This window comes from Candidatus Rhabdochlamydia oedothoracis, from assembly GCF_019453995.1.
In the GTDB taxonomy this organism is placed as follows: domain Bacteria; phylum Chlamydiota; class Chlamydiia; order Chlamydiales; family Rhabdochlamydiaceae; genus Rhabdochlamydia; species Rhabdochlamydia oedothoracis.
Window position 1 is genome coordinate 1,704,050 of sequence record NZ_CP075587.1, and the last position, 21,711, is coordinate 1,725,760.

Here is a 21,711-nt window from a genome sequence, read left to right on the forward strand (position 1 = left end):
TACGTATTTTTTATACGGCTAGTTGAGCCATTTTAGATTTTAATTCATTCATTGCTTTAATCATTTCTTGAGCAGAGTTATTGTATCCGTTTAATGTTTGCATATAGGCTTGCACTTGGATCGATTGTTGTTGAGATTGTCCTGTTACCATGTGCTCTGCGGCACTTCCATCCATCCAAAAGTTAGCCAAATCGCTTTGTTTACCTGTTCCACCACTATGATTTGATTGATAGTACTGCTCTGCTAAATAAGCTAATATTCGATTCAAGCGTGTAGGATCTTTTCCCTGAGCATTAGGATGAAATCCTGTGTCTTTACCGTGATAACCTGTGTCATTTACCCACTGCTCAATGGCTTCAGAAAAAGATTCTCCTCCTATTTTGGTATCAAAGTCTGCTTTAAACTGTTCTACTGTTGTTAGAAGCGCCTTTAAACCAGGGTCTTTCTCTCCTTTTTTCTCTACTTCTGCTAAATCTTTAATAAATTGTTTATAATCATCCGCTATCTTCTGGATCAACTCTTGCATTTTATTCGCTTTCCAAGCTTCCTCACTAGCACTTGGAACATTGCCCAATCCAGCTTCTAGCTTACTCAAGTCCCCATTTAGTTTAATCAAGTCATCCTGCAACTTACTCAGTTCGTTTGATTCTTCTACAATATCGGCAATACTCTGAGAGGTGCGATCCATCGCTCCCGTTTTCTTCTTATTGGACATCACTAAAAGCACGAGAATTTCCAAGGTAACGCCTTCTTTTTTGAGTTTTTCGATCCAATCGCTAAAAGAAGGATAGCTTCCTAATCTAAAAACCGGTGGTATGGGTTCTTGTCTTATAATTTCCATAAAATCCTCTCTTAAGATGAAATCCAACTCGCTCTAGAAGCGCGTCTTTTTTTCTTTTTTTCCTTCTTTCCTACCATCTCTACAATCTCATCGGAATGCTTTTTAAACTCTTTGCTAAAGCTCACGATTTTTTCTTGGTTAGGGGTATTTCTCTTTGTTGCATATTCTACAAGCTGCTCAATTTCTTCTGGGCTTAAGTCTAAAGATTCTTTAACCTTTTCAAAGTAATCCTTCAAAAGACCTCGGACTTGGTTTAATCTTTCCATAGCTTGCATCTGTTCTTCTTTAGAGCCCTTAATAATAGCGTTTTTCCAGTTGAGCATTAAATCGTTGATCAACTCTAAGATCTCGCTTAAATGCGTCTCTTTATATTTAGCATTAGATTCTAAGAACTGTTTTGCTTGTTCTAGATGTGTTGTCATGGCTTCCTATTTTGTTATTGTTTATTATTTCTTCTATTTATCTATTATAATTATCCCACAAACTAATTAAGATAATATTAATAATAAATTATAAAAATGTTATATAACTGAATTTAAAATACTTAAAAATAAAAAAAACAATTCTTTGAAGCTTAAAAGGTTAAGATATTTCTTAAGGAAGAATTAAGTAATTTATTATCAATTACTTATATTTATGGAATCCATAAAAAACCTGTGAGAAAAGGTTTTTAAGATAAGATGGAAGAGATTATAGAGATTAATTATTTATTAGAAAAGTTCTGAATGAGAGCCTACCCAAGCTAAATAAAGGACTTTTTTAGCTAAATTTAGTTTGTAAACGAGTAATACATCCGGTTTAACATGACATTCCCTATATCCATAATAACTTCCAGATAAAAGATGGTCTAAATATTTTTTAGGTAATTTCTTTTTTTGCTGAAAGCAGCTTTATGCCTTCTTTTTTATATTGAAATTTCTTTAAATCCTTTTTAATTCGAGTGCTATAATCAAGGTCAAGCATCTGGATTAATTCCCATTTGTTTCCAGAAATCATCAATGGATGTATACTTATTTGCATTCAAATTAAGAGTTTGATTGTATAAACATTTTTATAAAGTCGCAGGCTATGGAAAAATTGCGAAAGAAAACTACATACAAGCCTGAATATGGTGGTTCTTGCTTTTATTGCTCTACTTTTGAAAAGATTTTAAACAGGCTCTTAGAGTATCTAAGAGAGTATAGAACCTATTTTCACATAAGCCAGAGCTATAATATCAGTGAAAGTACAGCTTATAAAACAATAAAATGGGTAGAATACACCCTGATAAAACATCCCCTATTTGCACTGCCTGGACGTAAAGGGCTATTAAAAAGCGATATGGAATATGATGTTATTTTAATAGATGCCACAGAAACACCCATAGAGCGCCCTAAAAAAAACAAAAACATTTTTACTCAGGGAAGAAGAAAAGGCATACCTTAAAGACGCAGCTTGTAATGAGCAAGGACACAAAAAAGATTATTTGTACCTTTTTTTCCAAAAGTCTTTTCAAGTTTGAAGTGCACAGAAGAATTAAAAAAAGAATAGGCAGGCGATGAAAGAATCTCTATTGTGATTTTTAACAATCAAACACAAGGAGAGACCTTGCCTAAAGGCTACCATCACCTAACCTATGACCAAAGATGTCAGATTTATATTTTAAAAGCTAGAGGAGATACATCTAGCTCAATAGCAAACATTCTAAAAGTTCATCATAGCACTATTAGTAGGGAACTTAAGAGAAATAAAGGGCAACGAGGATACCGTCATCAGCAAGCTCAAGAAAAAGCATTTCTTAGAAAAAATTCTCAGCCCAATAAAAAAATGACTCCTCAAATAGTTACCCGTATTGAAGAAAAAATCAAGTTGCAATGGAGCCCTATACAAATATCCGGATGGCTTAAAAGACATGGTAAAGAACATGTTAGTCATGAGACCATCTATAATCATATCTGGAAAGATAAACGACAGGGAGGACAGCTTTATAGAGAGCTCCGTCATCGAGGGAAAAAATATAACAAGCAGAGAAAGGGAGCTTCTGGAAGAGGGAACATGCCTGGTCGTATAGATATTAAGCAACGGCCTTGTATTGTAGAAAAAAAGACTCGTTTAGGAGACTGGGAACTAGATACAGTCATAGGGGCAGGACATAAAGGCGTAATTGTATCAATGGTAGAAAGAACTTCCAAGCTAACTAAGCTCGCCAAAGTTTCTCATAAAACTGCAGAGGAAGTAAGTCAAGCGTTAATTGAACAACTTAAACCTATCAAAGATTTTGTACACACATTAACAGCAGACAACGGAAAAGAATTTGCCTATCACCAAATGGTTAGTTTCGAGCTAGAGACAGACTTCTACTTTGCAACGCCCTACCATTCTTGGGAAAGAGGCTTAAATGAGCATACAAACGGACTAGTTAGGCAATATTTTCCTAAAACACAAAGCTTTTTAGATACGACTTCCAAGGATATAGAAAGGGTGGAAACTTTACTAAATAACAGACCTAGAAAGGCTCTCAACTTCGAAACTCCACTAGAAGTGTTTACGAGATTATCTACAAACATGCTATGCTCGGGTGCACAATAGATGTTTTTTCAAGTATTTATATGTTCTTTTTTGTGCACTTCAAGGTTGAAAGGGCCAAAGGTAGAAGACATGATTTTAGGATATTTAAGGATTCTAAAATCAAGTTTCATTCCGAAATAAACCTTCTAACAGATGTAGGGTATCTAGGACTTAAAAAGCTTCATGCTAAAACCCAAATGCCTAAAAGAAGAAGCAAGAAAAATCCTTTAACAAAACAAGACAAAAAAAATAATCAATTCCTTTCCAAAGAACGTGTAATTAATGAAAATGCTATTGGTCTGCTTAAGCGATTCAAAATTTTAGCTGATCGTTATAGAAATAGACGAAAAAGGTTTGGTCTTCGGTTCAATCTAATTGCGGGCATTTATAATCTGGAGCTATGTTAATGGGTTTTGAAAGAGGTCTAACGAGTCCCGTGACCTTCATATAGTTCTTTTATAGCTGTAAGAGTTTCTTTATTGAATTGTTTAGGAAAGTCTTTACTCAAATAAGATAAGATTAAATCACTGTAACTATAATTTAAAATCACTACCTATTTAGGACTACCCAAAATGTGGAAATAAATGCTTGCAATTTTCTTTTTATTTTAAGAAGTTTTACAAAGAGTTGAATGGACACTAATTCAAATGCTCATTAATAAATCAGAGTTGTTTAAACGAACTTTTGCAATTTAACTTTTATATTTCAAACCGACTTAAAAGGCCTCTATGAACCTATCTTGAATTGAATATAAATTTTCGCTATGATACCTGATCTTTTTATTTTTTAACTAAAGACAGATGACATGAGCAAGCAAGGATTAAATGAAGAACAGTTTAAAATACTCGAACCTCAAATGGAAAAATGGGTAAATCGTAACCATTATGGAAGAAAATTAGCGCCATGGAGACCTGTAGTGAATACTATTTTCTGGGTGCTTCGGACAGGAGCTCCTTGGAAAGATGCACCTAGAAACAAGGAGTTTTCTCATCCCTCAACAGCACACGCATGGCTTGGAAGAATGCAATCTGCTGGATTTTTAGATCAATTTTTAGAAGAGCTGCTTAAGCTTGCCGAACAACTGGAGTGTATTGATGTCCAGAGACTCTCTGTAGATGGTTTTTTTTTCCAGCGGACGCGGAGGAGGAGAGCAAGTTGATTATGGCTACAAAGGTAAAGGCGTGACATCGCATTTACTGGTAGAAAAATCAGGAAAGCCTCTTGCAATCACTTTTACATCAGCATCCGGGGATGAGAAAAAACAAGTGATCCCTCTGCTTAGGAAAGTCATTCCCTTCATTAAAAAAGCATGGAATCAGGGAAAAGTACCCATACTTGAAGCAGATAAAGGTTATGACTCAGAGCAAACACGTATCGATGTTCTTTCCCATGAGGTTTTTCCTCTGATAGCTCGGAAAAGAAACACTAAGGGATATAAGATAAAAGGCATTTGCTACCTTGAAAAGCAACGTTGGGTCGTTGAGAGAACGATTTCTTGGTTAAAGGCATGCTTCCGTCGTCTTACAGTGCGCTGGGAAAGAAAGGCAATATATTGGAACGGACTATTAATGTTTGGACTACTGGGATATTGGATGAATTTCTTAAGTCGGCAAGTATCTTTAAAACAGTAAATTTAATTCAAGATAGGTTCATGATTAGAAAGAGCATCTATGGTAAACGTTGTATCATCATAACCGGTTTCTATTAATAAGGTTTCAGCATTCATCTCAGAGTCTTTTGTGATCAATGTATAGTCTAAGTTTAAAGGGCCAGAATTTCTTTTCCCTACCATTTTTGCACAAAATTCGTCACCCCCATGTTCTTGAACCATTTTCATCAAAGGGCACATCTTGAAAAGTTCCTATCCAAGAAGATTTGGCATATTCTGTATTATAGTTATTTAAAATATTATTGATAAAGTTGTATATTTTTCTCCAACAAAATATATGGAGGTAGAGAAATGCCTAAACCTTATTCAATGGATCTAAGAAAACGAGTGCTTCAATACCTAGAAGAAAATAACGACAAAATGAAGGCCAGCCAGCTATTTCAAGTTGGGATTGCAACTGTCTACCGATGGGTAAAGCGTAAGAAACAAAGAGGAAACGTAGAACCTCTAAAAAAGAAAAGCACTTATAAGAAAATTGATGATCAGAGATTAATCGCTTATGTAGAAAAAAACCCCGATCATTTTTTATCAGAGATTGCAAAGCATTTTGGTTTGACTTTGCAAGCAATCTTTTACGCTTTGAAAAGACTCAAGATCACAAGAAAAAAAAGATTGCGTTTTATAAGGAAAGGAATGCGGAAGCAAGAGCGGAATATCTAAAAAAGATAGAAGCAATTTCTCCTGAAAAAAGGGTCTATTTGGATCAGAGCGGAATCAGTCAATATGTGCATAGGCAATATGCGAGGAGCGCGAGGGGAAAACAAATATTTGGAGGAATTTCAGGAAAACGATTTGGTAGACAGAGTGTAATTTCGGCACTACAAGGGAAGAAATTGCTGGCACCGATGTGTTTTGAAGGAACTTGCAATACGGATCTATTTAATGTATGGCTAAAACAGGAATTGATTCCAAATTTGACTCATGGCCAAGTTTTGATTCTCGATAACGCGAGCTTTCATAAATCAAAGACAACTAGAACATTGATAGAGGAAAGTGGATACGAAATGCTCTTTCTCCCGCCTTATTCACCGGACTTAAATCCTATCGAAAAATATTGGGCCAATATGAAAACGAAAATCCGAGAACTTTTACCTACTGTAGCTAATTTATCCGAAGCCTTAGATCAAGCTGTTTTATCAATGTCGATTTAAATAACTATATCTAAATTAAGATCTCCAGTTACTATCACATTGCTAGTATCCTGATTTACTTTTTCGATAATTAAGTCCATCGCTGCTTCTCTAGCTTGTATTTCTTTTTTAGTCGGATATTGCGGCTGTTCTGAATGCTGCAGATGCGTTGCGTAGACTTTTACATTTTTTCCTTCGATTTGCATGTCAAAAGAAAACACGCCTTTTTCGGATATCTTGGTTCTTCCAAATAGCATCTGTTTGGGAAAAGGAGTAAATTCAGGACTGATTATTTCAGCTCTGCTGGCTACAAATATCCCAGAAGAGCACCCTATTGCTCTTGGTCCTATATTGAAATAAAAATGAGCGTACTTTTCCTGCAACTTTTCATATAGGTAAAATCCAGCAGCTGTATCCATAACCTCATATAAGATAAGAATATCTGGATCTTCCTCAAGAATTTTCACAATGATTTTATCTATTCTAAAATGCCAAGGCATTACACCCCCATCGCTAATAGAATAGCCTCCCCCTACACAACAAATATTCCAGGATAAAAGAGAGTCTTTTCAAGTTTGAAGTGCACAGAAGAATTAAAAAAAGAATAGGCAGGCGATGAAAGAATCTCTATTGTGATTTTTAACAATCAAACACAAGGAGAGACCTTGCCTAAAGGCTACCATCACCTAACCTATGACCAAAGATGTCAGATTTATATTTTAAAAGCTAGAGGAGATACATCTAGCTCAATAGCAAACATTCTAAAAGTTCATCATAGCACTATTAGTAGGGAACTTAAGAGAAATAAAGGGCAACGAGGATACCGTCATCAGCAAGCTCAAGAAAAAGCATTTCTTAGAAAAAATTCTCAGCCCAATAAAAAAATGACTCCTCAAATAGTTACCCGTATTGAAGAAAAAATCAAGTTGCAATGGAGCCCTATACAAATATCCGGATGGCTTAAAAGACATGGTAAAGAACATGTTAGTCATGAGACCATCTATAATCATATCTGGAAAGATAAACGACAGGGAGGACAGCTTTATAGAGAGCTCCGTCATCGAGGGAAAAAATATAACAAGCAGAGAAAGGGAGCTTCTGGAAGAGGGAACATGCCTGGTCGTATAGATATTAAGCAACGGCCTTGTATTGTAGAAAAAAAGACTCGTTTAGGAGACTGGGAACTAGATACAGTCATAGGGGCAGGACATAAAGGCGTAATTGTATCAATGGTAGAAAGAACTTCCAAGCTAACTAAGCTCGCCAAAGTTTCTCATAAAACTGCAGAGGAAGTAAGTCAAGCGTTAATTGAACAACTTAAACCTATCAAAGATTTTGTACACACATTAACAGCAGACAACGGAAAAGAATTTGCCTATCACCAAATGGTTAGTTTCGAGCTAGAGACAGACTTCTACTTTGCAACGCCCTACCATTCTTGGGAAAGAGGCTTAAATGAGCATACAAACGGACTAGTTAGGCAATATTTTCCTAAAACACAAAGCTTTTTAGATACGACTTCCAAGGATATAGAAAGGGTGGAAACTTTACTAAATAACAGACCTAGAAAGGCTCTCAACTTCGAAACTCCACTAGAAGTGTTTACGAGATTATCTACAAACATGCTATGCTCGGGTGCACAATAGATGTTTTTTCAAGTATTTATATGTTCTTTTTTGTGCACTTCAAGGTTGAAAGGGCCGAGAAAAAAACTCTTTTAAGGCCTTATCTGGTAGCTTGCCTCGATAATAGATGAAGGGTTCTTTTTATAGACAACTTGCTATACCGCGTAAAGCAACCCCTGGGGGAGCAGTGCCCACAGATAAGAAAGAACTAATAATAATCCCCATACCTAGAAAAAATTTTCTGGCCCAATTGCTTGTTTTACTAGCTTTAGGATTCAGTACATCCACTAGGTACAATCTTCTAAAAAGCTCATGAGCTTTACATATAGGCTCGGTTAAGAGAGAAGCAAAGCGAAAGGTGTTCTTTTTAAGAAAATCTAGGGAATGAGTCGTAGGAAAATAACCAGTAGATATACTAGTTTGATTTCAAATTAAGAATTGCATAATTAGGTTTTTTTGAAAAAACTACTCTATCTTTCAAGAAGATGTTATTTTTTTATATAAAAAATGTTTATGCATTCAAACTCTTAATTTGAATGCAAACGAGTATATAGTGGTTCCGATTCAATCGTATAGAAAAATATTTTGTTTTGTGTTAAGCTATTGAGCATGAAAAAACTGACCCCTAGCCAGAGAGCTGACTTAGAACACAAGTTAAAGCATCCAAAAGACTATTCTGAACGGAATAGGCTTATATCGTATCGAAAAACCGCTGCTATAGCCATTATCAATAACCTCTTAGATTTTTTTTAAAAAATACAAGATTACTGCATTTTATTACCTGCACTTTTTGACTTTTAGCACTAGTTTTGCTACTGTGGATCTTTTTAATCGTGTAAATAGATACAAATTTTATGCTTTCTCAACAAATTCGGACTAAGTTTCTTCAGTATTTTAAAGACAAAGGACATACAATTGTTTCCTCTTCATCGGTCATTCCTCATGATGATCCTACAATATTATTTATCAATGCAGGAATGAACCAATTCAAAGATGTATTTTTAGGCAAAAATGAACGAGGCTATACCAAAGCTACAACTTGCCAAAAGTGTATTCGTGTTGGTGGAAAACATAATGATTTAGATAATGTAGGCCATACTTCGCGTCACTTAACTTTTTTTGAAATGTTAGGCAATTTTTCTTTTGGTGATTATTTTAAAGCCCAAGCGATTCAATATGCTTGGGAAGTATCGACCACTGTATTCGGCTTTGATGCAGAAAAAATCTGGGCTACTGTATTTGAAGAGGACGATGAGGCTTTTGAGCTATGGAAAGCCTATTTGCCAGAAAAACGCATTGTACGAATGGGCGAAAAAGATAATTTTTGGTCCATGGGAGACACAGGTCCTTGTGGACCTTGTTCTGAACTGCTTTTTGATCGTGGCCCCTCTTATGGCAGGGCTTTTTCTCCTTTAGAAGATCCCGATGGAGAGCGTTTTTTAGAGTTCTGGAATCTTGTATTCATGCAATTTAACAGAGATGCTTCTCTAAAACAACACCCTCTTCCTAAGAAATCCATCGATACAGGAGCTGGCCTTGAGCGCATTGTCTCTTTAAAATTAGGGGTTGACTCCGTATTTGAAATAGACATTTTCCAAGCGTTTATTGCAGAGGTTGCAAGATTGTGTAACAAACCCTATCGAAAAGAGGATCCTCAATTGGCTCCTGCCTACCATGTAATCGCAGATCATGTTCGCTCTCTTAGCTTTGCTATTGCAGATGGAGCTCAACCCAGTAATACAGAAAGAGGTTATATCTTACGCAAACTTTTGAGACGAGCAGTACGCTATGGTCGCATATTGGGACTTCAAAAACCCTTTTTAGCAGATATGCTCCCCTGTTTGATAGATACAATGGGAAGTGACTATAAAGAGCTTGTAGAATCGCAAACAAGAATTGCTGATATCCTCTCTTTAGAAGAAGAGACTTTTCTACGCACCTTAAAACGAGGTGGTAATATATTAAACACCATTATCGATCAGACTAAAACAAGCTCTAGTAAACAAATTTCAGGCAAAAACGCATTTAAACTCAAAGACACATATGGTTTTCCTCTCGAAGAAATTCTACTCATTGCTAAAGATAATGGTTTAAAGGTAGATTTAGATGCGTATCTTGTGCTAGAAAATCAAGCAAAAATACGCTCTAAAGCAGCGCAAACAATCCATTTTCCACAAAAAGAAAATGACGTATTTAAAGAATATATCAAACATCATCCAACTACCGGTTTTTTAGGCTATACGCAAACCGAAGCAGAAGCTGCTATTATAGGAATTTTAATCGATGGTAAATTTGTCGAAGAGATAAAAGAAGGGCAAAATGGTCATATTCTACTCGATAAAACCCCCTTTTATCCAGAAAAAGGTGGACAAGTAGGCGATACAGGCTCATTGACCCATAAAGAAGCTCATTTTAAAGTCACTCATTGCCACTCTCCTTTTCCAGGGATTATTGCTCACCTAGGTAAATTGGAAAAAGGATGTCTACTTTTAGGTGAGCCTTTAAGTGCTCAAGTAGATAAACAAAAAAGACAAGAAATTGCAAATAATCATACCGCTACACATTTATTGCATTGGGCTCTTCAAAAAGTAGTCGGAGCTCATATTAGACAAGCAGGTTCTCTTGTAGCTGAAGATCATTTACGTTTTGATTTTAATCATCACAAAGCGCTTTCCAAAGAAGAGATCCGTCAAATCGAAAGGCTTATTCAAGAAAAAATCAGAGAAGGCCAAAGAGTACAAACCTATGAAATTTCTTTTGAAAAAGCTCAAAAAGATCCTGACATCAAGCAGTTTTTTGGAGATAAATATGCAGCTATTGTAAGGGTAGTTGATATCGATTATTCCAAAGAGCTATGCGGTGGTACTCATGCTGAAAATGTCTCTACCATTGGCTCATTTAGGATTGTCAAAGAAAGTAGTATTGCTTCTGGGGTAAGACGCATTGAAGCATACACAAGAGTTAAAGCAGAAGAATGGATCTATGAGCAAGAGGATAGACTTGAAAAAGCAGCGACTCTTCTAAAAAGCTCTCCTTTGCAGCTTGTAGAAAAAACACAAAATCTCATCGAAGAAAACAAAATTCTTCATACGGAAATAAAAGCCTTAAAAAGCTCACAGTTAAAACAACTTACTCAAACTCTTCTGACTAAAGTGCAATATGTTGGATCTATTCCTTTTATGGCACAAATCGTAGATACAGAAGAGTTAAATGCCTTAAGCGAACAAATTGCACAGGCGCTTAGCTCTTATGTCGTAATTTTAGCCCACACAACAAAAGAGCGTTGTCAAGTGATGGTTAGAGTGTCCAAAGATCTTAGCCAAAAAGGAATTTTGGCTTCTTCTTTAATTAAAGAAATTGTCCCTATTATTTCAGGTGGTGGAGGGGGGAAAAAAGAAAGTGCTCAAGCTGGAGGCAAAAATCCAGAAGGGTTATTACAAGCATTTGAACAAGTACAAAAATGGCTCTTACAAAACGCCTAAAAGAAATTCTAACCACCCATCCTCTATTACAAGAATTTCTTGATGCCATAGTTCATGAACCATCTATTTTGATAGAACAGCTTTGGGATGGGCCCAAAGCTGTTATCATTTGGGTGTTATCTCAGATTATAAACAAACATGTACTTATCATCAGTAGCGGATCTCAAGATAGCTTACTCGAAGATATGCAGTTGTTTTCTCTGCCTCACCTTTGTGAGTTGCCTGCTTGGGAAACCCTGCCCGGTGAAGAAATTGCACCTAGTTCTGATTTAATGGGAAAGCGATTTGAAGTGCTTGACTCTCTTTTGGAAAATGATTCTCCTCATGTAGTTTTTGCTCCTCTGCAGGCTGTTTTGCAAAAATTGCCTTGTAAAGAAACCATGCGTACGCTTTTTCAAAAATACCGCGTCCATCAGTTTCTCGATTTTTCCTTATTTATTAAGCATCTGGAACTCTTAAACTATCAGCGTGCAAACATAGTAAGCGATAAAGGAGAATTTGCTGTAAGAGGAGGGATTATCGACTTTTTTCCTCCTTCTGCTTTGTCTCCCTTTCGGATCGAGTTTTTTGGCAATGAAATTCAAGAGATTAGATCTTTTGATCCTTTAACGCAAATCACAACGGAAAAACATACACAATGTTGGCTCTGTCCTGCATCTGAACTTACCCTTCTACAAAAAACACAAAAACTTACTTCTTTTTTAGATTATTTAGGCCCTAATACCATTGTCATTTTTAACGATCTACTAGCTATTGAAGACCGTTTGGTTTCTCTTACAAAAATGCCTGTTTTACACAATCGTTTAGTCCTTTCTTTTCAAGAGTTTTTTTCTTGTGTGCAGCCTCTATCGCAAATTTTCTTAAGCCATGAGAGCGCTGAATCTCTTTCCTTTGTTCAAGAAAAACCCATGGTGTACATGGGACAAATCTCCCTCCAGCCTTTGCAATTTGAAATGTTTAACCAACAGATACAAACCAAAAGATGTAGACATCCCTTTATTCCAGTGGCTGAGTTCTTCTCTACTTTAGATAATCAAACATCCATCCAAGCAGAAGAAATTCTACAAGCTCTGCACCGACATCCTCACATGCAAGTGCATTTTATTTGCTCTACTCTTGCGCAAAAAACTTTATGGGAAGAAAAAACCAAGACACTCGAAAAAACCGATTTTCAAATCGGTTATCTATCTAGTGGATTTGTCTTGAAAGATGCAAAACTATCGCTCATCACCACAGCAGAACTCTCTCATCGCTTAAAACCTAGACGTCAAAAATGGCGCCAGTCCCATTCTGTCCCCATCTCTGAATTTCATGAATTACTTCCTGGTGATATTGTGGTGCACTTTCATAATGGAATAGGCCGCTATATAGGAACAGAAAAACGGACGAATCATTTAGGAGATATATCAGAATTTATGGTGATTGAGTATGCAGAAAAGAGTAAACTTTTTATCCCGCTCTCCCAATCTCATTTAATTAGCCGATATATTGGAACTAAGGACAAAATCCCCACATTTAGTCAATTAGGATCGGCAAGGTGGCAAAAAACGCGTCAAATGGCACAAAAAGCCATTGTGGGATACGCTGATCAATTGCTACGCATGCAGGCAGAGCGCACAGTCCAAGGAGGATTTGCCTACCCAGCTGATTCTGAGATAATGGTAGCTTTTGAAGAAGATTTTTCCTTCATAGAAACAGAAGATCAAATCAATGCCATCACAGCTATCAAACAAGATATGCAATTAGAGATAGCTATGGATCGTCTCATTTGTGGAGATGTCGGTTATGGAAAAACAGAAGTAGCTATGCGCGCTGCTTTCAAGGCAGTATGTGATGGGCATAAACAAGTTGCAGTTCTTGTCCCTACTACTATTTTAGCCATGCAGCACTACGAGACATTTTGCCAAAGAATGGCAAACTTTCCCGTCCAAATAGGACTTGCTTGTAGATTTTGCTCCTCTTCTCAAATAAAAAAAACACTTCAATCTCTCCAAGAGGGCGCCATTGATATCTTAATCGGTACCCAACGGGTAATTAGTCAAGATGTACGGTTTAAAAACCTAGGTCTCATCATTATCGATGAAGAACAACGGTTTGGAGTCCGCGCAAAAGAGCGTTTAAAAACCACAAAAATAGGCGTTGATTGCTTAACCCTTTCTGCGACACCGATTCCTCGCACTTTGTATCTTTCCTTAATTGGTATTAAGAAAATCTCGATGATCAATACCCCTCCGCAAGATCGCCTGCCCATTAAATCGATAATCACAGAGCGCAATCACTCTGTTATACAAAATGCTATAGCCAGAGAGCTATTGCGCGATGGACAAGTGTTCTTCATTCATAATCGCATTGAAACTATTTTTCAAATCGCTAAAGAAATACAAAAATTAGCCCCAGAAGCGCGTATCGTAGTAGGACATGGGCAAATGTCTTCTGATGAAATCGATGCGGTCTTTCATGCCTTTAAACAAGGAGAAGCAGATATTTTAGTCTCCACTACCATTGTAGAAAATGGGATTGATATCCCCAATGCCAATACCATTTTGATTGACCGATCTGATACATTTGGAATAGCTGATCTCTATCAGATGCGAGGCCGAGTAGGCAGATGGAATAAACCAGCCTATGCATATTTTTTAGTCCCAACTAAAAAACAACTTCCTGAAATTACTTTGAAACGTTTAGAAGCTCTGAGTTTATCCTCCGGCTACGGAGGAGGCATGAAAGTTGCTATGCGCGATTTAGAGATCAGAGGAGCAGGCGACATACTTGGCACACAACAATCAGGACAAGTCTCTTCTATTGGATTTCATCTCTATTGTAAATTGCTAAAAAAAGCGGTAAATGCACTAAGCAACGATAAAGCCATCTCTTTTACAGAAACCAAAATGGAGTTTTCTTTTGACGCGCTCATTCCTGATACCTACATAAATGAGCCCACTTTACGTATGGAAATTTACCACCGTTTTGGAGATGCTACTACCTCTCAAGAACTAGATACTCTTCTTGTAGAGTTAACAGACCGCTTTGGCGCTTATCCTATGCAAATACTTTGGCTCTATCATTTAACACGCTTAAGAATATTTGCCTCTGCCCATCAATTCACGCTGCTCAAATTTAGTAAGATGACTCTTACCACACAACAACAAAGCGGGAAAACCACCTTAAAGAAACTATTAGCTCTACCTAAAATTACTCACCCCAAGCAACTCGAAGAGAGCGTCATTGCTGCTCTAAAAAAAGAGTTTCCGATTAAGAGCTCAAGAGATTCTTTAGCTTAAATGGAAAATATTTTTACCTGTTAAAAAAATATAGACATTTTTTCTCATACAAGTTATAAAGTGGGCCCGTTTTTTAGCATTGTTCTTATTTTTAGAGCTTTAGCATGTAACCAAAGGAGAAACTTTATGCAAATGCATTTCCCATTACAATCTTTACAAGGTCCTTTTCATGCCGTTGGTCTATTAGAGATCAATAAACCTGTCATAGTAAATTCTATAGCAGAACCTATATTTAAAGCTATGCAAGAAGGAGCAACCTATCTCGCAAATAAATTAACGCTTAGTAAACTTGTCAAAGCAGGTTTTTTACTTGGATCTGTACAAGCAATGAGCAGTATTCCAACAGCTGATGCAGGGTTTGGTCTTTTTGCTCTTTGTATGTCGACTTGTTTAGCATCAACGGGTGGAGCATTTCCTCCTATGTGTTGGGCAATATGCTGCGGGACTGTTCCAACTCCAACTCCATAGGATCTCTAGAACCTAAAATGGACCCAAAAAAAGATCTTATCTTTGCAGATTTGGGACTTATTTTTAATAAATAAGCTTAAACTAGCAATCCACAAGAGCTAACCTAAAGCAATTGTGGATTGCTTTTTTTTAACGCGAGTGACTTTTGACACCCATTCCGATATTGCGATGATAGGCTCCTTTAATGCGTTGTTCTTGCATCTCTCGAGAGCGTTTAATGATGTCTATTCCTTTTTCAACGTGATCGGCCATATAGCGCTGATAAACAGACTCTGAACTTTTTTTGGTCTTTACTCCAAAGTTAGCTAGTGGTAGATCAGAAACGAGTAGAAGAGCTCCTAATGTAAACTTGCGCTTATAGCTTGCTGAAAATAATGTGGCACATTCCATTTCAATGGCTTGTGCTTTTGTGGCTTTGAGTAAGTTCTTAAACTCTTCATTGAACTCCCAAAAACGCATATTTGTCGTATAGGTGATGCCAATATGATAAACCGCTTTTTGCAGTTCCAATACATCGGTTACCGCTTTTTGCATCAAAAAATTAGATAAAGCGGGCACATCAGAAGGAAAATAGAAATCAGACGTTCCCTCCCCTCGAATGCTTGCTACTGGAACAAGATAGTCCCCTATTTGATAACGCCTTCTTAAGCCTCCACACATTCCTAAAAGCAAACTTGCTTTAATCGGTAAAAAGGAACACAAATCAACCACTAAGGCAGCAGCAGGTGAGCCAATTTTAAAATCTAAAATGCTGATATCTTCTGCTGGGCAATGAGCCACTTTAAACATCGATCCTTCGATAACCGACACAGATCTACTTTTTGCAAAGTACTCTACATATCTAGGGAAATTGGTTAACAATAGATTTGATTGAAATTTTGCAACTTCACATCCTGAATATCGCTCTAATGTCTCTATCGCAAACTGCTCTTCTGTAATCTCTTCTCGCATTTATTATCTCCTTACATCCCTTTTTACCTTAGATCATTTTATTGACAAAGAATCAATTTTAAAATCTTTATAAGATGTTTTATTTTGATCTTTATTAGATTCTTCTTCATCTTATCATAAAGGAGCTAAAAAAGTGCTTATTTCATCTATTCAAACAGCTACAAATTATATCTTCTCTCCCATTAATCAAAAAATCTTGAATATAACGCAAACAGCTGATTGGAAAGAAAAGACCATGCTTGCAGGCCTTATTATTTCCGTCTGTTGTGCTGTGATCACTTTTTTTACACAAACGGTCTTTATTTGCAGCGCATTTGTAGCGCTCTCCGGGGTGTGTAGTTTAGGAGCTTTATTCATACGCCATTATGAGAGTTTAAAAAAAATGAGAGAATGTGTCGAAGACCTAGAAAGACAAAATCAAAACCTTGCTGCTCATAATCAAGAATTAAGCTCTTTAGTCACCCAGCAAAGAGATATCGTCGTTGATTTCACAACAGAAAATGGAAATCTAAAAACAGAAGTGACAAAGCTGATTATTCATACAAATTATTTAAGTCAAACCAGCAAAGATCTGCTTGATTCTGTTGAAGAATTACGTGTCAACCTTGTAGATCTGAAACCTACTACAACAGGAATTCAAGAAGCAGAGAAAAAACTCAGTGCTTTTTCTGTAAATATGGAAAAGCAACAAACAATAACTAAATACTTAATGGAGTTAATTTCCAAAGTATCAACAGAACAATCTGGTCAATTAGAAAGCGAAAAAGAAATTCTTAACCAGCTACAAACCTTGCAAAAAAGCGATACGACTCTACAAAGAATCAAAGAGCTAAACCATCTACATCAACAAATCTCTTGGAGCTATGATAAATTAGCAAATGTTCTTAAAAGTTATAACGATTTACAAGTTAAAACAGAGCAAACATCTACTCAACTATTCAGTTTGCGAACAGAATACACCTTGGAAAACACTCGCTTGCAAGAAACACGTCAAGAACTATCTGAGGTTTCTAGTGAGTTACAAAAAATACGTTCTGATTTGCAATCTGTTTTATTAGAATACAGAGCTCTTTTATCAGAGCAAAAAGATGATAAATCCATCCTAGCTTTACAAGTTGATCGCTTACAAAAATTACATGCTGAGCTAAACTTACACTACTTGAACCTATCTTGAATTAAATTTACTGTTTTAAAGATACTTGCCGACTTAAGAAATTCATCCAATATCCCAGTAGTCCAAACATTAATAGTCCGTTCCAATATATTGCCTTTCTTTCCCAGCGCACTGTAAGACGACGGAAGCATGTCTTTAACCAAGAAATCGTTCTCTCAACGACCCAACGTTGCTTTTCAAGGTAGCAAATGCCTTTTATCTTATATCCCTTAGTGTTTCTTTTCCGAGCTATCAGAGGAAAAACCTCATGGGAAAGAACATCGATACGTGTTTGCTCTGAGTCATAACCTTTATCTGCTTCAAGTATGGGTACTTTTCCCTGATTCCATGCTTTTTTAATGAAGGGAATGACTTTCCTAAGCAGAGGGATCACTTGTTTTTTCTCATCCCCGGATGCTGATGTAAAAGTGATTGCAAGAGGCTTTCCTGATTTTTCTACCAGTAAATGCGATGTCACGCCTTTACCTTTGTAGCCATAATCAACTTGCTCTCCTCCTCCGCGTCCGCTGGAAAAAAAAACCATCTACAGAGAGTCTCTGGGCATCAATACACCCCAGCTGTTCGGCAAGCTTAAGCAGCTCTTCTAAAAATTGATCTAAAAATCCAGCAGATTGCATTCTTCCAAGCCATGCGTGTGCTGTTGAGGGATGAGAAAACTCCTTGTTTCTAGGTGCATCTTTCCAAGGAGCTCCTGTCCGAAGCACCCAGAAAATAGTATTCACTACAGGTCTCCATGGCGCTAATTTTCTTCCATAATGGTTACGATTTACCCATTTTTCCATTTGAGGTTCGAGTATTTTAAACTGTTCTTCATTTAATCCTTGCTTGCTCATGTCATCTGTCTTTAGTTAAAAAATAAAAAGATCTGGTATCATAGCGAAAATTTATATTCAATTCAAGATAGGTTCTTAACCGTAAATAATAACTTTTCATCAATAAATTAGATGAGCATAAAGCTATTTCTGCAAACATTATGCAATAGAAAAGAGTTTTTTACTGTATGGATATAAAATAAAACTTAACTATCTTGCAAATGTATTTTTCTTGGATTTTAAAGTAACACCAATCTTGTAATAGGCTTGAAATCTTGCATTTTAAACATCTGTTATTCAAAATGGTCTTTTTAAAAAAGGAACGACATGGCCCAATACAGCACAAGTGATCTAAGAGGTGGTTTTAAAGTAGAAATCGAAGAAGAACCCTATACCGTGGTTAGCAATGAGTTTGTTAAACCGGGGAAAGGACAACCTTTCAATCGTATTAAACTCAAGCATTTAATAACAGGGCGTGTTATAGAAAAAACCTTTAAATCAGGCGAAAAGGTAGCAACGGCAGATGTAGAAGAACTAAAGATGCGTATGTTATACAAAGAATCCGATGGAGTTGTTTTTATGGACGATGAGTCCTTTGAACAATTTACCATTCCTCTTTACATATTAGAGGATAAACAGCAGTGGCTGCTTGAAGAGATCCTGTATGATGTAACCTTCTATAAGGGACAACCGATTGATGTTACTCCTCCTACTTTCATGGAAATGCGTGTTGTTGAAACAGCTCCGGGAGCACGTGGAGATACCGCTTCTGGACGAGTTTTAAAACCAGCGATTACAGAGAGTGGTGCAAAAGTACAAATTCCCATCTTTATCGAAGAAGGAGAAAAGATTAAAATAGACACACGTACGGGAGATTACGTCGCTCGTGTCTAAAAAAGATCTCTCTTTATTGTATAGCAGAGCTGATCTACTTACTAAAATACGCCACTTTTTTTTGCAGAGAAAGGTTTTAGAAGTAGATTGCCCTGCATTATCTCTGACAGCCTCCATAGATCCACATATCGATGTAATGAAAGTTTGCTTAAGCAATAAATTAGGCTATTTGCATACATCTCCAGAATACCGCATGAAACGACTGCTCTCTTATGGTATCAAAGATATTTATCAACTCAGTCACGTATTCCGTAATCATGAATTCGGTAGATGGCACAACCCAGAATTCACCATGCTGGAATGGTATCGAATAGACTGGTCCTTAGAACAACTCATTAGAGAAACTTTGGATTTATTGCAGATGACCTTGGGTAATCTTCCTATTCATACTTATACCTACCGAGAAGCTTTCACTCAAGCTACAGAAATCGATTGTGATACATGTGATGTACAAGAGTTATTTGACTGTCTAAAAGCCTATGACATTCAAATATCCGATACAAGTTGGGATAGGGATTTTCTGATTCAATTAGTAATGGGATCTGTAGTAGAGCCCACTTTGGATCCTCATTATCTGACTGTGATTACCGATTTCCCTATAGAACAAGCAGCGCTTGCTAAAACCCGTTTAGTCGATCAAAAGCTCGTAGCATGTCGTTTTGAGGTATATTATAAAACAGTAGAAATAGCCAATGGGTATCAAGAGTTAACCGACCCACAAGAAAACAAACTACGTATCGAAAAAGCTAATCAAACTCGCCTTTTAATGGGAAAAGAAGCTCTTCCTATTGATGAAAAATTTCTCCAAGATCTTGAGCTCCCTCCTTGCTGTGGAGTAGCCTTAGGGTTTGATCGCCTGCTCGCTCTTAAGCATGGATTAAATAATCTAAAGCCCATTCTGCCTTTTTCCTGGGATGAAACCTAAACCCATTTTTGTACAATGGGAAATCGCCTTCCTGCTTGAAAAGCCCTGCGACTCACGCGAATTCCAGGAGCTGCTTGTTGGCGTTTATACTCTGCGTTATACATTCTTTTAATTAATTGCTTCACGAGATCAAGAGGTATTTGATATTGATAAGAAATCTCTTCAGGAGAAAAATATTCCTCTATATAACCTTGTAATACTTGATCTATAATATCATAAGGAGGAAGAGAATTACTGTCTAATTGATTGAACTTAAGCTCAGCTGAAGGGGGTTTTTTTAATGTAGATTTAGGAATGCGTTGTTTATGTAGATTGGCTAAGATATACACCTGCTGTTTAGTCAAATCTGATAGCACACTTAAACCTCCACACATATCCCCATATAAAGTGCAATAACCCATTGCCATTTCACTTTTATTACCCGTACTTAAAACTAAGCATCCAAACTTATTGGAAAAAGCCATTAAAATGGCCCCTCTAATACGAGCTTGCAAATTCTCCTCGGTTGCATCGAATTTTTGGTCTACAAAATAAGGTTGTAAAAGTTCAAGATATGCTTGAAATGGTTTTTCAATGGGAATCTGCTTTAGTGTTATTTTTAAGTTGTCTGCTAATTCTATAGCATCCAAGAGGCTTTGTTTTGAGTTATAACGAGAAGGCATGGTAATGCCTAATACATTTTCACTACCTAATGCATCCACTGCTATGCAAGCTACCAAAGCGGAATCAATTCCACCTGATATCCCAAGACAAGCTTTTTTAAATCCTAGTTTAACAAAGTAATCCCTCAAGCCTAATACCAGTGCCTGATATAAATCCTTGAACGGATCGATAATAAAGGTATAGGGTGTAGATACAGCTTCTGTATCCAGAAGCATTGTATCTTCTTCAAATCCCTTTGCTAACTGTTGCAGTTCAGCTTGCTTATTTACATAGGTACTATAGCCTGCAAATACAAGTTGATCATTAGCTCCCACCTGACAGCAAAGTATAACAGGACATTTCAATGTGCGTGCACAAGCAAGACATACTTCAATACGAGTCTCTAATGTTTGAAATCCATAGGGAGAAGCGGATAAGTTAAGGATAAGATCTGGTTGCAAATCAACCAGGTCTAATACAGGATCGTGTGCATAATTACCTTCTAGATGTTGCCACATATCCTCACAAATCAAAATACCAATTCTTTTACCTTTCAATGGCCAAATACGGGTTTTTAAAACCGGTTCAAAATAGCGCCTCTCATCAAAGACATCGTAGGTAGGAAGCAACTGTTTGTCTTGAAAGCCTAAAAGTTTCCTATCGTAAATAACAGCAGCACTATTTATCAGAGATTTTTCTGCCCTCTCTTTATTTTGACGAACCAATCCCAAAATAACAATTAAACCAGAAGATGCTGCAATGACCTGTTCCAAATAATACGCATGCGCTTCAACAAAAGACCTTTGTAATAATAAATCCTCTGGAGGGTAGCCAGATAAAATAAGTTCTGAGAAGAGAATAAGCTCTGCATGGGCTAAACGCGCCTGTTCTAAAGAATAAAGTATTTTTTTTGTGTTTCCTTCTAAATCACCAATAATTGGATTTAATTGAGAAACAAAAATACGCATAGATCCTTTCTTAACCTCTTTTTTTCAAAATAGCCGATTTAATCAATTAGCCTCAATACTTGACGTTTAATCCACGAAAACCAGTTGTTCCTCTGATTTCAAAAAATACTGAAACAGATATGAGAGCATTGTCAAACAGCATATGAACCTATCTTGAATAGATGTCATGAGAATGAAAGGATTAAAAGAAGAACAATAGATCTCTTGCATAACCAATAAGCAATCTAAAATTTTAAAGTATTTTAATCCAGGAGATATGATTGTTTGAGCGATATACTAGTTTAATTTCAAATTAAGGATTA

General features: G+C 36.7%; 22 protein-coding genes and 4 pseudogenes. 16 read left to right on the forward strand and 10 right to left on the reverse strand.

The window, feature by feature from the left end:
• Window positions 1-10 precede the first annotated feature (10 nt).
• The 3 genes and pseudogenes from RHABOEDO_RS09395 to RHABOEDO_RS11015 form a co-directional block, all read right to left on the reverse strand.
• Window positions 11-841, reverse strand: a complete 831-nt coding sequence (locus RHABOEDO_RS09395; RefSeq protein ID WP_215217057.1) for a hypothetical protein — start codon at window positions 839-841, stop codon at window positions 11-13.
• 11 nt (window positions 842-852) lie between these two features.
• Window positions 853-1,263: a hypothetical protein gene (locus RHABOEDO_RS09400; protein ID WP_215217056.1), complete on the reverse strand. Its 411-nt coding sequence runs from the start codon at window positions 1,261-1,263 to the stop codon at window positions 853-855.
• 288 nt (window positions 1,264-1,551) lie between these two features.
• A pseudogene (locus tag RHABOEDO_RS11015) lies at window positions 1,552-1,668 on the reverse strand (type II toxin-antitoxin system mRNA interferase toxin, RelE/StbE family); the annotation flags it as partial.
• A gap of 230 nt (window positions 1,669-1,898) precedes the next feature.
• On the opposite strand from RHABOEDO_RS11015, the pseudogene RHABOEDO_RS09410 reads away from it, so the two are divergent.
• The 6 genes and pseudogenes from RHABOEDO_RS09410 to RHABOEDO_RS09435 form a co-directional block, all read left to right on the forward strand.
• Window positions 1,899-1,994: pseudogene (locus RHABOEDO_RS09410) on the forward strand (IS5/IS1182 family transposase); the annotation flags it as partial.
• Between the two features lie 5 nt (window positions 1,995-1,999).
• Window positions 2,000-2,322 (forward strand): annotated as a pseudogene (locus RHABOEDO_RS09415) (helix-turn-helix domain-containing protein); the annotation flags it as partial.
• A 73-nt stretch (window positions 2,323-2,395) separates the two neighbouring features.
• Window positions 2,396-3,409: an IS30 family transposase gene (locus RHABOEDO_RS09420; protein ID WP_215216525.1), complete on the forward strand. Its 1,014-nt coding sequence runs from the start codon at window positions 2,396-2,398 to the stop codon at window positions 3,407-3,409.
• Window positions 3,410-3,462: 53 nt separating this feature from the next.
• Window positions 3,463-3,795: pseudogene (locus RHABOEDO_RS09425) on the forward strand (transposase family protein); the annotation flags it as partial.
• Between the two features lie 398 nt (window positions 3,796-4,193).
• On the forward strand, window positions 4,194-4,547 hold the full coding sequence (locus tag RHABOEDO_RS09430; RefSeq protein WP_220017413.1) for a transposase: 354 nt from the start codon (window positions 4,194-4,196) through the stop codon (window positions 4,545-4,547).
• Window positions 4,504-5,019: a transposase gene (locus RHABOEDO_RS09435; protein WP_220017412.1), complete on the forward strand. Its 516-nt coding sequence runs from the start codon at window positions 4,504-4,506 to the stop codon at window positions 5,017-5,019. The genes RHABOEDO_RS09430 and RHABOEDO_RS09435 overlap by 44 nt, the downstream gene beginning before the upstream one ends.
• Before the next feature lie 2 nt (window positions 5,020-5,021).
• Here RHABOEDO_RS09435 and RHABOEDO_RS09440 read toward each other — a convergent pair whose 3' ends face one another.
• Entirely contained in the window at window positions 5,022-5,225 is a 204-nt protein-coding gene (locus RHABOEDO_RS09440) for a hypothetical protein (protein WP_220017585.1), read from the reverse strand.
• Window positions 5,226-5,348: 123 nt separating this feature from the next.
• On the opposite strand from RHABOEDO_RS09440, the gene RHABOEDO_RS09445 reads away from it, so the two are divergent.
• Both RHABOEDO_RS09445 and RHABOEDO_RS09450 read left to right on the forward strand, forming a co-directional pair.
• Window positions 5,349-5,717, forward strand: a complete 369-nt coding sequence (locus tag RHABOEDO_RS09445; protein WP_215216866.1) for an IS630 transposase-related protein — start codon at window positions 5,349-5,351, stop codon at window positions 5,715-5,717.
• A 5-nt stretch (window positions 5,718-5,722) separates the two neighbouring features.
• Window positions 5,723-6,208, forward strand: a complete 486-nt coding sequence (locus RHABOEDO_RS09450; protein WP_245397582.1) for an IS630 family transposase — start codon at window positions 5,723-5,725, stop codon at window positions 6,206-6,208.
• Here RHABOEDO_RS09450 and RHABOEDO_RS09455 read toward each other — a convergent pair.
• On the reverse strand, window positions 6,205-6,687 hold the full coding sequence (locus tag RHABOEDO_RS09455) for an exonuclease/endonuclease/phosphatase family protein (protein ID WP_220017586.1): 483 nt from the start codon (window positions 6,685-6,687) through the stop codon (window positions 6,205-6,207). The two genes, RHABOEDO_RS09450 and RHABOEDO_RS09455, sit on opposite strands and share 4 nt — an antisense overlap.
• A gap of 132 nt (window positions 6,688-6,819) precedes the next feature.
• On the opposite strand from RHABOEDO_RS09455, the gene RHABOEDO_RS09460 reads away from it, so the two are divergent.
• The gene (locus tag RHABOEDO_RS09460; protein WP_215216525.1) at window positions 6,820-7,833 is read left to right on the forward strand and encodes an IS30 family transposase; all 1,014 of its coding nucleotides are present in this window, start codon (window positions 6,820-6,822) and stop codon (window positions 7,831-7,833) included.
• Window positions 7,834-7,953: 120 nt separating this feature from the next.
• Here the strand turns inward: RHABOEDO_RS09460 and RHABOEDO_RS09465 are convergent, their stop codons facing one another.
• Window positions 7,954-8,100, reverse strand: coding sequence for a hypothetical protein (locus RHABOEDO_RS09465; protein WP_215217202.1), 147 nt, complete (start codon window positions 8,098-8,100; stop codon window positions 7,954-7,956).
• Window positions 8,101-8,421: 321 nt separating this feature from the next.
• On the opposite strand from RHABOEDO_RS09465, the gene RHABOEDO_RS09470 reads away from it, so the two are divergent.
• The 4 genes from RHABOEDO_RS09470 to RHABOEDO_RS09485 all read left to right on the forward strand — a co-directional run bounded on the left by RHABOEDO_RS09470 (window position 8,422) and on the right by RHABOEDO_RS09485 (window position 15,043).
• A complete protein-coding gene (locus RHABOEDO_RS09470; protein WP_215217201.1) occupies window positions 8,422-8,565 on the forward strand; it encodes a hypothetical protein in 144 nt (47 codons plus the stop codon).
• A 101-nt stretch (window positions 8,566-8,666) separates the two neighbouring features.
• Complete coding sequence (alaS, locus tag RHABOEDO_RS09475; RefSeq protein ID WP_215217200.1) at window positions 8,667-11,294, forward strand: alanine--tRNA ligase; 2,628 nt, start codon at window positions 8,667-8,669, stop codon at window positions 11,292-11,294.
• Window positions 11,273-14,575, forward strand: a complete 3,303-nt coding sequence (gene mfd, locus RHABOEDO_RS09480) for a transcription-repair coupling factor (RefSeq protein ID WP_215217199.1) — start codon at window positions 11,273-11,275, stop codon at window positions 14,573-14,575. Before alaS ends, mfd begins: the two co-directional genes overlap by 22 nt.
• A gap of 126 nt (window positions 14,576-14,701) precedes the next feature.
• The gene (locus RHABOEDO_RS09485; RefSeq protein WP_215217198.1) at window positions 14,702-15,043 is read left to right on the forward strand and encodes a hypothetical protein; all 342 of its coding nucleotides are present in this window, start codon (window positions 14,702-14,704) and stop codon (window positions 15,041-15,043) included.
• A 129-nt stretch (window positions 15,044-15,172) separates the two neighbouring features.
• Here the strand turns inward: RHABOEDO_RS09485 and RHABOEDO_RS09490 are convergent, their stop codons facing one another.
• Window positions 15,173-15,994, reverse strand: coding sequence for an AMP nucleosidase (locus tag RHABOEDO_RS09490; RefSeq protein ID WP_215217197.1), 822 nt, complete (start codon window positions 15,992-15,994; stop codon window positions 15,173-15,175).
• 133 nt (window positions 15,995-16,127) lie between these two features.
• On the opposite strand from RHABOEDO_RS09490, the gene RHABOEDO_RS09495 reads away from it, so the two are divergent.
• The gene (locus RHABOEDO_RS09495) at window positions 16,128-17,168 is read left to right on the forward strand and encodes a coiled-coil domain-containing protein (protein WP_215217196.1); all 1,041 of its coding nucleotides are present in this window, start codon (window positions 16,128-16,130) and stop codon (window positions 17,166-17,168) included.
• A 7-nt stretch (window positions 17,169-17,175) separates the two neighbouring features.
• Here the strand turns inward: RHABOEDO_RS09495 and RHABOEDO_RS09500 are convergent, their stop codons facing one another.
• Complete coding sequence (locus RHABOEDO_RS09500) at window positions 17,176-17,691, reverse strand: transposase (protein ID WP_215216393.1); 516 nt, start codon at window positions 17,689-17,691, stop codon at window positions 17,176-17,178.
• The gene (locus RHABOEDO_RS09505) at window positions 17,648-18,001 is read right to left on the reverse strand and encodes a transposase (RefSeq protein WP_215217041.1); all 354 of its coding nucleotides are present in this window, start codon (window positions 17,999-18,001) and stop codon (window positions 17,648-17,650) included. The genes RHABOEDO_RS09500 and RHABOEDO_RS09505 overlap by 44 nt, the downstream gene beginning before the upstream one ends.
• 306 nt (window positions 18,002-18,307) lie before the next feature.
• Here RHABOEDO_RS09505 and efp point away from each other — a divergent pair, with 306 nt between their 5' ends.
• Entirely contained in the window at window positions 18,308-18,874 is a 567-nt protein-coding gene (gene efp, locus RHABOEDO_RS09510; protein ID WP_215217040.1) for an elongation factor P, read from the forward strand.
• Window positions 18,867-19,799: an EF-P lysine aminoacylase EpmA gene (gene epmA, locus RHABOEDO_RS09515; RefSeq protein WP_215217039.1), complete on the forward strand. Its 933-nt coding sequence runs from the start codon at window positions 18,867-18,869 to the stop codon at window positions 19,797-19,799. The genes efp and epmA overlap by 8 nt, the downstream gene beginning before the upstream one ends.
• Here the strand turns inward: epmA and RHABOEDO_RS09520 are convergent.
• Window positions 19,796-21,409: an NAD+ synthase gene (locus RHABOEDO_RS09520; RefSeq protein WP_215217038.1), complete on the reverse strand. Its 1,614-nt coding sequence runs from the start codon at window positions 21,407-21,409 to the stop codon at window positions 19,796-19,798. The two genes, epmA and RHABOEDO_RS09520, sit on opposite strands and share 4 nt — an antisense overlap.
• Between the last annotated feature and the right edge of the window lie 302 nt (window positions 21,410-21,711).